The organism is Chryseobacterium indologenes, assembly GCA_016025055.1.
Lineage (GTDB): Bacteria > Bacteroidota > Bacteroidia > Flavobacteriales > Weeksellaceae > Chryseobacterium > Chryseobacterium indologenes.
Genome location: CP065590.1, coordinates 4,297,100 through 4,312,532, shown reverse-complemented (window position 1 = coordinate 4,312,532; position 15,433 = coordinate 4,297,100). Strand labels below are relative to the sequence as shown.

General features: G+C 36.2%; 9 protein-coding genes and 3 pseudogenes. 8 read left to right on the top strand and 4 right to left on the bottom strand.

Features of this window, described 5'->3' with window-relative positions; all coding sequences use genetic code 11:
- Nucleotides 1–100 precede the first annotated feature (100 nt).
- The 4 genes from H3Z85_19870 to H3Z85_19855 form a co-directional block, all read right to left on the bottom strand.
- Complete coding sequence (locus tag H3Z85_19870; protein QPQ51500.1) at nt 101–841, bottom strand: hypothetical protein; 741 nt, start codon at nt 839–841, stop codon at nt 101–103.
- 10 nt (nt 842–851) lie between these two features.
- Nucleotides 852–1,730: a DMT family transporter gene (locus tag H3Z85_19865; protein QPQ51499.1), complete on the bottom strand. Its 879-nt coding sequence runs from the start codon at nt 1,728–1,730 to the stop codon at nt 852–854.
- 75 nt (nt 1,731–1,805) lie between these two features.
- Nucleotides 1,806–3,077, bottom strand: coding sequence for a pyridoxal phosphate-dependent aminotransferase family protein (locus H3Z85_19860; protein QPQ53960.1), 1,272 nt, complete (start codon nt 3,075–3,077; stop codon nt 1,806–1,808).
- A gap of 83 nt (nt 3,078–3,160) precedes the next feature.
- Nucleotides 3,161–4,198, bottom strand: a complete 1,038-nt coding sequence (locus H3Z85_19855; protein ID QPQ51498.1) for a cysteine synthase family protein — start codon at nt 4,196–4,198, stop codon at nt 3,161–3,163.
- A gap of 222 nt (nt 4,199–4,420) precedes the next feature.
- Between H3Z85_19855 and H3Z85_19850 the strand changes: the two genes are divergently transcribed.
- The 8 genes and pseudogenes from H3Z85_19850 to H3Z85_19815 all read left to right on the top strand — a co-directional run bounded on the left by H3Z85_19850 (nt 4,421) and on the right by H3Z85_19815 (nt 15,345).
- A complete protein-coding gene (locus H3Z85_19850; GenBank protein ID QPQ51497.1) occupies nt 4,421–7,906 on the top strand; it encodes a DUF2723 domain-containing protein in 3,486 nt (1,161 codons plus the stop codon).
- Between the two features lie 90 nt (nt 7,907–7,996).
- Nucleotides 7,997–9,488: pseudogene (locus H3Z85_19845) on the top strand (hypothetical protein).
- A gap of 87 nt (nt 9,489–9,575) precedes the next feature.
- Nucleotides 9,576–10,103: a DUF1697 domain-containing protein gene (locus H3Z85_19840; GenBank protein QPQ51496.1), complete on the top strand. Its 528-nt coding sequence runs from the start codon at nt 9,576–9,578 to the stop codon at nt 10,101–10,103.
- A 304-nt stretch (nt 10,104–10,407) separates the two neighbouring features.
- Nucleotides 10,408–11,216: pseudogene (gene kdsA / locus H3Z85_19835) on the top strand (3-deoxy-8-phosphooctulonate synthase).
- Nucleotides 11,217–11,336: 120 nt separating this feature from the next.
- Entirely contained in the window at nt 11,337–13,496 is a 2,160-nt protein-coding gene (locus H3Z85_19830; protein QPQ53959.1) for a TonB-dependent receptor, read from the top strand.
- Between the two features lie 245 nt (nt 13,497–13,741).
- Nucleotides 13,742–14,149, top strand: a complete 408-nt coding sequence (locus H3Z85_19825) for a GNAT family N-acetyltransferase (protein ID QPQ51495.1) — start codon at nt 13,742–13,744, stop codon at nt 14,147–14,149.
- A gap of 302 nt (nt 14,150–14,451) precedes the next feature.
- On the top strand, nt 14,452–14,751 hold the full coding sequence (locus H3Z85_19820) for a hypothetical protein (protein ID QPQ53958.1): 300 nt from the start codon (nt 14,452–14,454) through the stop codon (nt 14,749–14,751).
- Nucleotides 14,752–14,870: 119 nt separating this feature from the next.
- Nucleotides 14,871–15,345 (top strand): annotated as a pseudogene (locus H3Z85_19815) (DUF3347 domain-containing protein).
- Nucleotides 15,346–15,433 lie beyond the last annotated feature (88 nt).

Genomic DNA, 15,433 nt, shown 5'->3' with positions numbered 1-15,433 from the left:
ATATTGTTATACAGACTTGCTTATATGCCAAACAATTTCTTCCGTATATCACTGTATTCATAGATGTAAAAAAATTAGCTTATTTTATCCTGAACAAAAATTATTTAAATACAGCATCGGGAGTATTATTACGGATAAATTCAAGAAAATAGCCTTCATGGAAATAGCCATTTTCATCCAAAATTTTATCCGACAGAACTTCCGGGTCATTGAAGCCATCCAGACGTATGTTTTCAACAAATCTTCCGGCTTTTCCCTGAATCTCATTGTGAAGGCTTATTAAATATTTCGAATGGATACTCCCTTCAGCTACCGTATAATGTCCATTTTCAGCAATAAGATCTGAGGATATATTTTCTTCAACATATGTTTCATTATCATTACCCGATGCTCCAAATAATACGGAACAGGACAGGCTTCCGGAGCAGTAAAGGGAACCGTTGACCACGATATTTTCAGCCTTTATATTTCCCATGACAATCAGAACCGTGTATTCTTCTACAAAGAGATTTTCAGAGAGATCAAGATCCTTGCCAAGAAGGATAATTTTGTATCCCTCATCATCCTCAGACACTATATCCAGAGTGGTCGAACTTTCATTTTGTGCCAGAACAATTGTATGAAGATTGCCTTCATCGGGTTGTGAAGATACTGCTCTTATTTTTTCTGCAGTTTCTTTATCCAGCATTTCAAGAAATTCGGAAAGATCCTCATCATCTGAAGACTGTTCTCCGAAAATTGTAAAATCAAGTGCTGAAGAAACGACAGAATAGAAATTTTCTGATTGATTTTTTAAATAGAGATATAGTTGCTCCTTCGTTATTTGCTGTAACCTCTGCATAGTTTACTATTTAAGCATGAGCCGTATTTTTACGATCAGAAATAACATTCAGGATAACTCCCAGTAAAATAAGGGTGATCCCGATCAACAGATTGAAGGTGAATTTTTCGTTAAACATACATACACTTACCATGACCGCCACTACAGGCTCCAGTGCTCCCAAAACAGCTACCGGTGTAGAACCGATATTTTTAATAGCATATACCAGACATAAGCTGGATATCACTGTAGTAAGAAAAGCAAAAATAAGAAAGTTAAAAAAGATAGTGGTTGAAGGAATAACAAATGATTCATGGCCTATAAAAGATTTGGTCATAAAAAACAGGGAGGTAAAAAGCATTGAATAGAAAGTCAGCTTAAACCCTGAAACTTTAAGATGGGATTTATTGACAATCACCATATACAGCGCATAAAATAATGAGCTGAGCATGACAATCCCGAGTCCGGCAAAATTAATTTCGAATCCGTTGCCTTTTAAACATAAAATGATAACCCCTATAAAGGCAAGAAGCAATGACCCTACAGATAATTTGGTAAGCCTCTCCTTATAAAAAAAGAACATGATCAACGCTACAATGATAGGGTAGATAAACAGAACTGTGGAGGCAATTCCGGGGGTAAGAAAATCGTATCCTAAAAACAAAAATTCAGAGGAAAGGGCATAGCATATTCCCAAAATAGCCAAGATCAAAGCCTCTTTTTTATTGATCCTGAAATTTTGTCTGGAATAAATCAGATATCCACCCAACATCAGTGCTGAAAAGAAAAATCTGTAAAACAGTGTAATATCCATCGAAAAATGAGCCTGCTTGATGGGCAGGATAAAAATAGGAATCAATCCATAAGAAACGGCTGATAAAACGCCCAGTATATACCCTCTAAGTTTCATTTGTTTTAATAGCTTTTATAGTTTTTAAAATAAAAAAACCACTGAATCAATCAGTGGTTTTTTGTATGGTATGAATTAAATCGGTTTAAAACTTAATCCCTGTTCCTGCAGTAATAATTGCTCCTGCTCTTTATAGTAACCACTTACTAATTTATCGTGAATCGCTTCAAAGGCTGCCAGTGTTTCATTAATCTCGGCATCGGTATGAGAAGCTGTAGGAATTAATCTTAAAAGAATCATTCCTTTCGGAATCACAGGGTATACAACGACCGATGTGAAGATCCCGAAGTTTTCTCTTAAATCTTTTACAAGAAGAGTAGCCTCTACCGGAGTTCCCTGCATCATGACCGGAGTCACACACGTATTGGTATCTCCAATATTAAATCCTCTTTCCTTTAACCCATTCTGTAATTTGTCTACATTTTCCCAAAGCTTAGCTTTGATCTCAGGTCTGGATCTTAAAAGTTCCAGTCTTTTCAAACCTCCGATTACCATCGGCATCGTAAGAGACTTCGCAAAAATTTGTGATCTCAGGTTGAATTTCAGATATCTGATAATCTCTTTATCTCCTGCAAGGAAGGCTCCGAAACCGGCCATTGACTTTGCAAAAGTAGAGAAGTAGACATCAATCTGATCATTACAGCACTGTTCTTCACCAACTCCGGCACCTGTTTTACCAAGTGTTCCGAATCCGTGGGCGTCATCTACTAAAAGTCTGAACTGATATTTTGATTTAAGGTCACAAATTTCTTTGATCTTACCTTGCTGTCCTCTCATTCCGAAAACTCCTTCCGTGATCACAAGGATTCCTCCTCCTGTTTCTTCCGCTACTTTCGTTGCTCTCTGAAGGTTTTTCTCAAGGCTTTCCATGTCATTGTGCTTATAGGTAAATCTCTTCCCTGAATGAAGTCTCACTCCATCTACGATGCAGGCATGAGAATCCATATCATAAACAATGACATCATTTCTGCTTACCAGAGCATCAATGGTAGAAACCATCCCCTGATAACCGAAATTCAGTAAGTATGCTGATTCTTTTTGTACAAAATCTGCCAATTCTCTTTCCAACTGAAGGTGTTGGTCTGTCTCTCCGGACATCGCTCTTGCTCCCATCGGATAAAACATTCCATATTCTGCAGCCGCTTTTGCATCCGCTTCTATTACTTCAGGATGGTTACATAATCCTAAATAATCATTGGCACTCCAGAAAATTACTTCTCTACCCTGAAACTGCATTCTAGGGCCGATAGGACCTTCCAATCTAGGGAAGATAAAATATCCTTCTCCATAATCTGCAAATTGTCCAAGTGGTCCTGGATTTTCTTTTATTCTTTCAAAAATATCCAACATTGTTTCGTAATTTTTAAGTAAAAAAGCCTTTTTTGTAGAACACGCAAAAGGCTTTATTTATATCGTGATTTTATTTGTTCTTATTTGATAAACTCTGTTTTGAAAACTTCGTCGTAATTGTGAACACAGTTGTTGACAAATCCCTGTTCGGCCATCCATTTATCACTGTATACTTTGGTGATGTATCTTGAGCCATGATCAGGATATATTAAAATGACTACATCATTTTCAGTCAATTCATGAGACTGTGCATATTGTATAAGTCCCTGCGTTACGGCTCCGGTTGTATAACCTCCCATAATAGCCTCTTTCAAAGCAATTTCACGGGTTCTGTACGCAGACATTTCATCATTTACTCTTACAAACTCATCTACCTTGTCGAAAAGAAGAGCGGCTGGAATCAGGTTTTTTCCCATTCCTTCAATCTGATAAGGATGTACATCTTCCTTATGAATTTCTCCTGTTTCGTGATAGCTTTTCAATATTGATCCATCTGCATCAACTCCGATAATCTTAATATCCGGATTTTTTTCCTTCAAAAATTTCGCTGAACCCGATAGTGTTCCTCCTGTTCCGGTACAAGCAAAAAGGTGAGTGATCTTTCCTTCTGTTTGTTCCCAGATTTCAGGACCTGTAGTCTGATAATGGGCGTCAATATTGAGCTCATTAAAGTACTGGTTGATATAAATGGAATTCGGTGTTTCCTGTGCGATCCTTTTAGCCACTTCATAGTATGATCTCGGATCATCCGCCGGTACATTCGCAGGACATATGTATACAGTAGCTCCCAATGCCTTCAGATAGGCAATTTTTTCCGGTTTGGTTTTGTCGCTAACAGCGAGAATACATTTATATCCCTTGATGATACATACCATCGCAATAGAAAACCCAGTGTTTCCTGAAGTAGTTTCTACAACTACAGAGTCTTCTTTTAATAAGCCTTTTTTCTCTGCGTTTTCTATAATATGAAGAGCGATTCGATCTTTGGTGGAATGTCCAGGATTATATGATTCTAACTTGGCATAAACGGTTGCTGGAATATCTTTTGTGACAGTATTTAGCTTCACCATAGGAGTGTGTCCTATTAGGCCAAGGATATTATCGTAAACATTACTCATTATTTGTTATTTTCAATAAAAATCTGACTGCAAAAATACAAAAAAATAAATAATTACTAAACTTTTGTTTGATTTCTAGACGCCCGTTTTGTAAAAATTTATTTTCAGGTTTATAGTTTTAGCACGAGTATAATCGCAAATTCCACGCCAATTTTTTAAATTTTGTTAAAACCAACATAAAATAATATAAAAGCCCTATTTTCGCATAATTGATTTAATACTATGAAAAATTGGACTTTTAGGCAATGGAACACCGTTTTAGGATGGGTGATTTTCGTCATTGCGTTTTTCACGTACTTGTCCACAATAGAACCCAATTTCAGTTTCTGGGATTGTGGCGAGTACATTTCTTCTGCAGTAAAACTTGAAGTAACGCACGCTCCCGGGGCAGCATTATTCCAGATTGTGGGTGCTGTGGCAGCCATGTTTGCATTAGGAAATGGCGAACATTATTCCATCGTAATCAACGCGATGTCTGCATTGTTCAGCGCGCTGACTATTTTATTTTTGTTTTGGACGATCACTCATTTGGTGAGAAGACTTTTAAACAAAGATTTCGAAGAAATTACGAAACATCAGGAAATCTCTATTTTATTTGCCGGAGCAGTGGGAGCATTGTGCTTCACATTTTCGGATACATTCTGGTTCTCTGCAGTAGAGGGAGAGGTTTATTCGATGGCTTCAATGTTCATCGCTCTTTTGGTCTGGTTGATTACGAAATGGGAAAATGAGTATCAGGCAGCAGACAGTGAAAGATGGATTATTCTTATTTTCTTTGTTTTGGGACTTTCGGTTGGGGTACACATGATGTGTATGCTGGCAACTCCTATGGTATGTCTTGTATACTATGCAAGAAATTATAAGTTTACCTGGAAGAACTTCATCTGGGCCAACCTTATTACATTGGGAATTTTGATTGTTGTTTTTAAAATTATCTTCCCTTTAATTATGACCATGTTCGGAAGACTGGAAATTTTCTTTGTCAACGGTCTCGGACTCCCTTTCCATTCAGGAACAATTGCAGCGTTTATTCTGATGACTGCGATCTGTTATTTTATTATTAAATATGCGAGAAAAGCTAAGAAAAAACTTTATCAGACCGCGGCTTTGTCAGTGGTATTTATGATTATTGGTTTTTCTTGCTGGATGGTGATTCCTATCAGAGCCAATGCTAATCCGCCGATGAACCTTAATGACCCGGATACGGCAATTGGTATGCTGGATTATTACAACAGGGAACAGTATGGTGACTGGCCGACTATTTACGGGCAGAATTACACGGCATTCCTTGATGCAAACGGAATCGAAAAGAATGAAGACGGAAGTTTTAAAACACAGAAAACCGGTGAAATCTATGAAAAAGATGAGAAAACCGGAACGTATAGAAAAACAGGAGACCGTTTCAATTATGTATTCAGCAAGTCTCAGATAAGCCTGATGCCTAGAATGTTTAATGAGGATAAGAGTGTAATGGCTAATTATATTTCAATGTATGGAGCTCCTGATTTTACATTCAATTATGCTAATGAAGATGTGGCAGATAATCCACAGGCTAAGCAGATTTTTGATGAATTGCGAGCAAAGTATGAAGACAAGTCGATTACGGCAGCAGACTATTTGAAAGTAAAACCTTATAACCTGATCAATGTTCAGAAGCCTTCATTGCTTCAGAATATGGATTATTTCATTTCTTTCCAGAACGGATATTATTTTGTAAGATACCTGATGTGGAACTTCGTAGGTAGACAAAACGACCTGGAAGGGAATATGGAAAGTACCAACGGAAACTGGATTTCCGGTATTCCTTTTATTGATAATGCGATTGTAGGAAATCAGGATAAAATGCCTGCTAAATTTAAAAATGAAAGTACGGTAAAATTCTTCTTCCTTCCTTTAATTTTAGGTTTAATAGGATTCTTTTTCCAGTTGAACAGAGATTTTGGAAGATTCTACGCCCTATTATCATTGTTCATTATAACAAGTGTCGGAATTATTTTCTATACAGGGGTAAAACCATTTGAACCAAGAGAAAGAGATTATGCAATGGTAGGTTCCTTCTATGCATTTGCGATCTGGATCGGATTGGGGGCAGGAGCTATTCTATGGTTTCTTCAATCTAAAATAAAATCTAACGGCGCGAATATCGCTTTAGGTGTTGTATTATTAGGAGTTCCATTTATGATGGGCTTCCAGAATTACAATGTACATGACAGAAGTAACAGATATACTGCTTATGATTATGCCTATTCTGTACTGAAATCATTGCCGAAAAATGATATTTTATTCGTTTACGGAGATAATGATACTTATCCGGTTTGGGCCATCCAGGAAACGGAAAGGTTCAGAGATGATGTAAAGGTGGTTAACTTTACACTGGCCTCTACACCATGGAACTTAGATCAGGTGAAGAGAAGAACCTATAACGCGATGGGAATTCCAAGTCAGCTGACTCATGAAGATTACAGAGATGGCGTCAACGACCAGATCTATATGATGAAAAAAGAGGATTGGAAAGGCGTTTTTTCTATGCTGAAAGAACAGGGAGCTCCTGAAACAGAATTCCAGTCATTCAGAAAATATCTTACCCAAGACTCTCTGACACTGAAACAAGCTATTGATTTTATCAAATTCAAATCTCCTGAAAAAGATCAGCTTTTGAAGATGTATTTCGGAGAAGAGAAATATGAAAAATATAACATTCTTCCTGTCAACAAATTTATTCTTCCTGTTAATAAAGAAAATGCTTTAAAAGCAGGAATCATCAATCAGGCGGATCTTCCGAATGTAGTGAATCAGATTATGATTACTTACAAAGGAAACACATTGTACAAAAACAATCTGATCTTACTGGATATGTTGGCAAACTTTGACTGGAAGCGTCCTATTAACTTCTCTTCAGGAGGAATTTATGACAGCGAAAATATTTTCTACCTTAATGAATATCTTCAGTTTGACGGTTTCAGTTACAGACTGATTCCAATTCATACCCCTCAGACTGCTGATGGAGATATGGGAAGAGTAGATGCCAATTCTCTTTATAATGTGGTGAAAAACTTCAGATGGGGGAACTTTAAAGATCTAAATGCCCATTTTGACGAAACGGCTACATCAAATATTATCAGCTACAGAATGTCAGCAAGCAGAGCTGCTTCTGCGTTGGCATTAAGCGGACAGAAAGCAAAAGCGTTGGAATTATTGGATCTTGCTGCAAAAGAAATTCCGGCTGAGAAATATAATGATCCACGCTCGCTAAGCTCTATTGTATCAGGATATATTATCGCAGGTCAGGAGCAGAAAGGTCTTCAGTTGGCAGAAGTACTTAAAAAAGGAATTTTTGAAGAGTACGACTATTATTTCAGCCTTTCAAAATCAGATCAAAGCTACCTGAGAAGACAAATGAGAACGAAACCGATGGAATATTCTCTGGTTGTAGCAGCCGTTACCGATGCTTATACCAGAATCGGACAGAAAGAAAAAGCGTATGCTTATCTGGTTAAATCCATCGAGCCGATTGATAAAAAGTTCAATGCTTTTGTAAAAGATCTGCAGCAGATGGGCAAAGAGAAAGCTATGAAAGAATCTGAAGAGGTTCAGAAAATCACCCCTTTCTACCAATATATGTTTGATGTCATGGAGCCTTTTGATTCTACCTATTCAAAAGAAAAAGAAAATCAGATTACTTCAGCAATAATCAAAGCAACACAATAAAAGACTTTTAAAACGGAACTTCGGTTCCGTTTTTTTATTATTGGGAATACTGAATTTTAAGACTATATTTGTGAAACTTAAAAATACATAATGGTTGACACAAAGAACAAAAAGTTCCCAATTTATGCTGTAATTTTTACAGTTGTTGTTAAACTTCTTTTTTATTAACACATTATATTCAGGAAGATGCTTTTATCACCTGGAGAGTTGCCCAGAATCTATTGGATTACGGAGTAATAGGCTTCAATGGTGATACTAAAATATCGGCTTCTACTACTCATTTGTATGTTTTTGTGTCTTATCTCTTCAATCTGGTTTTTGGCAAAGAAAACTTTATTGAGCCACTCTTAATTTTCAATTCAGTGCTTTTCACCATAGGCACATTACTGTTGTCTCATTTGGTTCTTAAAAATCCTTTACAAAAGGCTGTTTTTATATTTTTAATAGGAATCCTTCCACCGTCCATTAAAATTTCCATCCTCGGAATGGAATACGGAATTTTGTTTTTTCTGGAAATGTGTCTCTTGTATTATGGCTTTCATAAAGGGAAAAAATGGGTTTTGACCCTTTTTCCGGTTCTCATTATGTTCACCAGGATTGATACGGTCATCTTTTTAGGAATCGTATTTCTTGTAGATGTATTCTGGAACAAAAAAATAAGATGGAATTACGTCTTTGGCGGGATCTGGGGCGTTTTAATTACCGTTGCTTTTAACTGGTTCTACTTCGGAGAACTTGTGAATAATACCATTACTGCAAAGAAACTCTTGTATGAGCAGAGCTTTACCTTTCAGCAAAACATAGATTACTTCCTGATAAGTTTCGGAAACTTCTGGGGAATGTTGAAAGTTCCGGGCAATTTTAATCCGGTAACCATTATCGTATTGATTTTTGAATTACTTTGTTTTATTTACTTAGTAAGACAGAGACAAAACAGGAATTATTTCCTATGGATAATTTTCATTTTCGGATGGGCAAAGCAGATTATTTTTATCTCGCAAAAGAGTTTATTCGACTGGTATTACTGGGTTCCCCAGCTTCTCCTTTTGTACCTGTACTGATATTTGTGCTGGAACAGAAAGAGAAAAGAAATCTATGGCTTTCATTACTGGCTATATTTTATATTCTTCCTATGCTGGCTTTTCAGACCATTCATGCCATTGCAACCGGAAACGGAGAATGGAATTACCGCAGAACAATCGGAGTATTTTTAAACCAATATGAAAAGGACAAAAACCAATGGATTTTACTGGAACCAGCCGGCTATGTACCTTACTTTTCAGGATTAAAAACCATTGATGAGGTAGGATTGGTAGATAAACAGGTTCAGGAAGAAATCAAAAAAGACAAAAAGAATTATTGGATCAATACGGTAAAAACCAGAAAACCAAAGTACCTTCTCTCCTATAAAAACCTGTACGAAGGAAACACCGCTGATGCTCTTTATTATCAGACCCATTATAGAATATTAAAGGAGTTCAGGGTAAAAGATCACCTGTACAGTGACTATAAAATGCTGGAAAAAATTTACCATCTGAAACCTTCGGGAACAGACTATAATCTATATATTAGAATTGATTAAAAAACTAAAGAGTATTAAAGTCAAAAGTGATTATTGAGGAATTCTCTCACTAATACTCTCTAACCAAAACTCAAATCTCTCAAACTTATGAAATACTGTGCTTTCCTCCGCGGTGTTAATGTAAAGGGAACCAATATGAAAATGGCAGATGTATGCCAGGTTTTTAAAGAAGCGGGAATGAAAGAAGTGAGCTCGGTGCTGGCTTCCGGGAATATTGTTTTCTCTTCCGACAAAAATGCTGATGAGTTAAAATCAATCCTTGAAAAAGCAATGTCGGAACACTTTGCCTATGAAGCCTTTTTATTTGTAAAATCTAAAGAAGAAACCCGAAATTTCTGGAACGGTATACCTTTCGAAAAGAAAGATGATGCCCATATTTATGCTTTTGTCGGGATCCCGGGAGTAGAAAATGTTTTGATGGAAGAGTTTCAAAAAGCCGCACAGGCAGACAACGAGCAGGCGGAAATCGTTGACAATATGTTTTACTGGCAGGTTCCGAAAGGAAATACACTGGATTCAACTTTTGGAAAGGTGCTCGGAAAGAAAAATCTCAAAGATCAGTTTACCAGCAGGAATATCAATACATTTGAAAAGGTCTTGAAAAAGATGGGGTAGTTCTTATCTACAATATAAAAAGTCAATGGTAACGGGCTTTAGCCTGTTCTTTTTTATCAAAATTCCATCGGCTATTTCATCATGATTCAGACCTTATATTTTACCCTGTTTTTGCTCTTGCAGATAACGCAGACTTTATAAAAGTTATCCGTAATCTTGGTCATTACACTAGGAGTGTAGGCTCAGAAGCAAAATAGGGTAGCTGCCTTTTGCAAGCGGCAACCTTACATCCGATCTCTTCTCAAATAATTTCCATTTCTAAAACTTTCTCAGTATTTTTACTGAACTTTTTAATTACAACAAAATGATTCAGTATTTAGATAATATTTCGCACAAAGATTCAAAAAACTTTTTTCTTATTGCAGGACCTTGTATTATTGAGGGAGAAGATATGGCATTGAGAATTGCAGAGAAAGTTATTACCATCACAGACAAATATAATATTCCCTATATTTTCAAAGGAAGTTTCAAAAAGGCCAACAGAAGCCGCGTGGACTCTTTTACGTCCATTGGTGAAGAAAAATCTCTTGAAATTCTTAAAAAAGTTGGTGAAACCTTCAATATTCCTACTACAACGGATATTCATGAAAATGGGCATGCGGCATTGGCAGCACAATATGTAGATGTTCTTCAGATTCCGGCATTCTTAGTACGCCAGACAGACCTTTTGGTTGCAGCAGCAAAAACCGGAAAATGTGTAACGTTGAAAAAGGACAATTCCTTTCCCCGGAAGCCATGAAATTTGCCGTTCAGAAAGTAACAGATTCAGATAATCAGAAAGTTGCCATTATCGAGAGAGGAAATTCTTTCGGATATACAGACCTGATTGTAGATTATAGAGGAATTCCTACCATGAGAGAATATGCACCTGTCATTCTGGATGTTACGCATTCTTTACAACAACCTAACCAGAACTCCGGGGTTACCGGAGGAAGACCGGAACTTATTGAAACGATTGCTAAAGCGGGAATTGCAGTGGGGGCAGACGGACTTTTCATTGAAACACATCCTACCCCTGAAACAGCACTTTCTGATGGTGCCAACATGTTAAGATTAGATTTATTAGAAGATTTATTACAAAAATTAACGAGAATTAGAGAATCGATTTTGTAATTGTTAAAAAAACATTAATTTTAGAAATTCTAAAATATTTCTTTTGAAAAAACTAGTTTTACCGCTTAGCCTTTTGGTTCCCGTACTGTTCTTTTCTCAGCAGAGAAAAAAGATACGGTAATCACTAAAGTGACCGATATAGAGGAAGTTGTATTCCAGAAAAAAACGACAGGAAGAACCAACGACCTTACCAACGTGAAAATTTCAGCAAAAGAGGCCAAAGCAGTGGCTTCTATCAGTGGAGGAATTGAAGGTCTTATCAAAACCTTACCTTCTGTAAACTCCAATACTGAGCTTTCATCCCAATATATGGTACGTGGTGGAAACTACGATGAAAACCTTATCTACATTAATGATATTGAAATCTACCGACCTTTCCTGATCAGAAACTCTCAACAGGAGGGGATGAGTATCATTAATCCGGATATGGTCTCAACAGTGAATTTCTCAGCAGGAGGATTTGAAGCCAGATATGGTGATAAAATGTCTTCTGCTTTAAATATCTATTACCGTGAACCTGAAAAATTTGAGGTTTCAGGAGAAGCGAGTTTAATCGGAGGAAGACTTACAACAGGCCTTGCGTCAAAAAACAAAAAGTTTACCGCTTTATTCTCAGGAAGATATAGAAATACCAACCTTGTTCTCAATACATTAAAGGAAGATACAGACTTTAATCCTACCTATTGGGATTTTCAGTCTTACCTTAATTACCATGTCAGTGATAAACTCTCCATGTCATTCATAGGCTATTACTCTAAGAATGATTATGAGATGATTCCCAAGTACAAAAGTGTTACATTTGGAAGCCTTCAGCAGCCCATTACTGTTAATATCGGGTATGATGGTAAAGAAAATGACAAGTACAAAAATATGATGGGAACGTTTTCAATGAATTATAAGCCGGCGGATAACTGGAAACTTACATTGGATGCGTTCGCTTATCAGAACAGGGAAAGAGAATACTATTCGATACAATCCGGATACGAACTGCAGACTTTTGATCCTGTAACCAAAGAACCGGTTTCATCATTTGATACCGGCGGACAGATAGAACATGCCCGGAATGATCTGTTTGTAAGAACCTACGGAACTCAGTTCAGGGCAAAATTTTCACCTAATGTAAATACTGATATTGAAGTCGGATTTAAATATGAAAAAGAAAATCTGAAAGACTTTACCAATGAATGGAAATTAATTGATTCTGCAGGATACAGCCTTCCGAGACCGGAAGTTATCGATCCGAGAACAGGTGCCACCGGAGACATCAAGCTGGCTTATTATATTGCAGGAAGAAACAATATTGAACCTACAAGACTGTCTGCTTATGCACAATATTCCCAGAAGTTTTACTGGGGAGCCAGCAAGGTATTTGTGAATGCCGGGGTACGTGTAGCCAACTGGAGTTTCAATAAAGAAACCATTTTTTCCCCAAGAGTTCAGTTTGCCATAAAACCGGACTGGGATAGCGATATGTTATTTAAGCTTTCAGGAGGAATTTATTATCAGGCACCTTTTTATAAGGAAATTAAAGACCTGGATGGGAACTTCAATTTCAATATAAAATCACAGCGTTCCATACAGTTGATTCTTGCCAATGATTATGAGTTTCAGATGTATGACCGTCCATTTAAGCTTACCACAGAACTTTATTATAAAAAGATGGATAACCTGATTCCTTATTATATGGATAATGTAAGAATCCGGTATTCAGGACAGAATAATTCTAAAGGATACGCCTATGGAATTGATACCCGTTTATTCGGAGAGTTTGTTCCCGGGGTAGATTCCTGGTTATCTGCCAGTTATGCCAGAGTATATGAGAATATTGATGGAAAAGGAAATATTCCGAGACCAACCGATCAGCGTTTCAGGTTTGCAATGTTCTATCAGGATTATATGCCGCAGTTTCCATCAATGAGAGTTAACCTTACACTGGTCTATGCAATGGGATTACCTACGGGAGCTCCTGTAATGTTTGACAGCAACGGGCAACCTGACTTTAATTCTGCATATACTTATCAGAAGACATTACCTGCTTACAAAAGGGTAGATATCGGGCTAACGAAAGTATTTATCGATCCGAAAAATAAAAATAAAGCGTCCGGTTTCTGGGGAAATTTCCAGGAGCTGACATTAGGAGTTCAGGTTTTCAATGCATTTAATATTAATAATACAGTTGCCAACCAATGGGTAACAGATTACAATACCAATTATATGTATCCTGTTCCGGTTCGCCTTACAGGACGTTTCTTTAATGTGAAGTTAGAATTTAAACTGTAAAGTTTACTTAATCAGAATTATCTGCGGGTAGATAAAACATAAAAAGATCCTCTGAAAAACAATTCAGAGGATTTTATTTGCCCGGAATTTTATAACTATGGTTTTTCTGATATAGACAACTCCTATTTTTCAAGATGTACATTATAATAACAACAATTGATTGATTTTAAACTAGTTAATTTATAAATGTAAAGGTATATATTATATTGATGGAATATGTAAATTTGAAGGTTAGTAAAAATGATATGAGCAATATTATATTTAAAATAAACGAAAAGATAGAAATTAAAACAATTAAAGATCTGTTTTTCATGTCCGATTATTTACCAATTAGCAATATGAATGATGACCTTCGTTTACAGAAAATGTTTGATAATGCAAATCTTGTTGTATCTGCCTGGTCAGAAAATAAATTAGTAGGTATTGCCCGGTCATTATGCGATTTTAGCTATTGTTGTTACCTATCTGATATTTGTGTGAACAAAGAATTTAGGCATTTAAATATTGGAAAAAGATTAATTGAAATAACAAGAGAACATGCAGGAAAAGAATGTAAAATAATTCTCCATTCTTCAGAAGATGCATTAAATTTCTACGATAAAATTGGGATGAAAAGAATTTCAGAAGCGTTTATAATCCAAAGAGATTATTAAAATGAAAAAGCGTAATTGAGGAGCCAATGAGAACTATTGAAAAGTTAATTTCTGAAAATTTTTTGTTCTTATCATGAAACTGTTTGTAAATTTATTAAAACTGATGTACCAAATCCTGAGTCTGTTAAAATTGAAGTTTTATTCTGTTTCCTGAATTTTGTAACAACATTACCAAATTTTATAACAATGATCTCACTGATATTTTTAACTTTGTTCTACCAATGAAAAAGATTCTTGCCATATTGTTTTCTATTTTCTACTTCGGGTTTTCTTCCGGAGCGGCTTTTAGCATTCACTATTGCATGAAAGAATTGGTTTCTGTAAGTCAGAAAGCAGATGATATCTGTGGAAAATGTGGCGTTAAAAATAAAAAGGAATGCTGCAAAACAGAAATCAAAATTGTAAAAGTTGATGATTCCCAAAAATCAGATCTGCTACATCTTGAGTTTTTAGGGCAGATTTCAGAAGTCCCGGTGAAGCACCAGTTTGCTTTTATTGATAGGTCTTTTTCAGCTACCAAATTCACTCAGATCCAGATCAATGCACCGCCGGAATTCCGGCCGGTACCTATCTACATCAATCATTGTAATTTTAGAATTTAGAATTCGTCAGTCGTTGTTGGTATGAACATCATATCGGTACAATGACGACATGTTCTGGCGCATATTCCTTTGTGCTTAATTATTCTCTATTTAAAAAATTAATTCTAAAATTTACAACAATGAAAAAGTATATCATTACAGCAGCATTATCTTTATTCTCAGTTATTTCACTTTCAGCGCAGTCTAAAAAAAGATGCCCAGGTTTCCAAATTGTATCAGAACTATATTGCTATTAAAGCAGCATTAGCTTCAGATGATGCAGATAAAACTTCAAAAGCCGCTACAGAGTTTATCAAAACCGCTTCAACTATTGATTATAAACAGGTCTCCGAAGGTAATCTTAACATTCTTAGAAAAGATGCGTCTTCAATTTCCGAAGCCAGAACTGTTACAGCTCAGAGAGAAAATTTTATGAATCTTTCTGATAATATGATCGCGTTGACAAAACAATTTAAGCTGTCTGAAAAACCTGTATATGTACAATATTGCCCAATGGCTGATGCAAGCTGGTTGAGCAATGAAAAGCAGATTGCTAATCCATACTATGGTAAATCCATGCTTTCATGCGGAAGCGTAAAGTCAGAAATTAAATAAATACCGTATTTATTTATATAACAAACAGTTGCATGGGTTAATGTAAATGTTACTTTAATCTATGCAGCTTTTAAAAAGTTCGAAATAT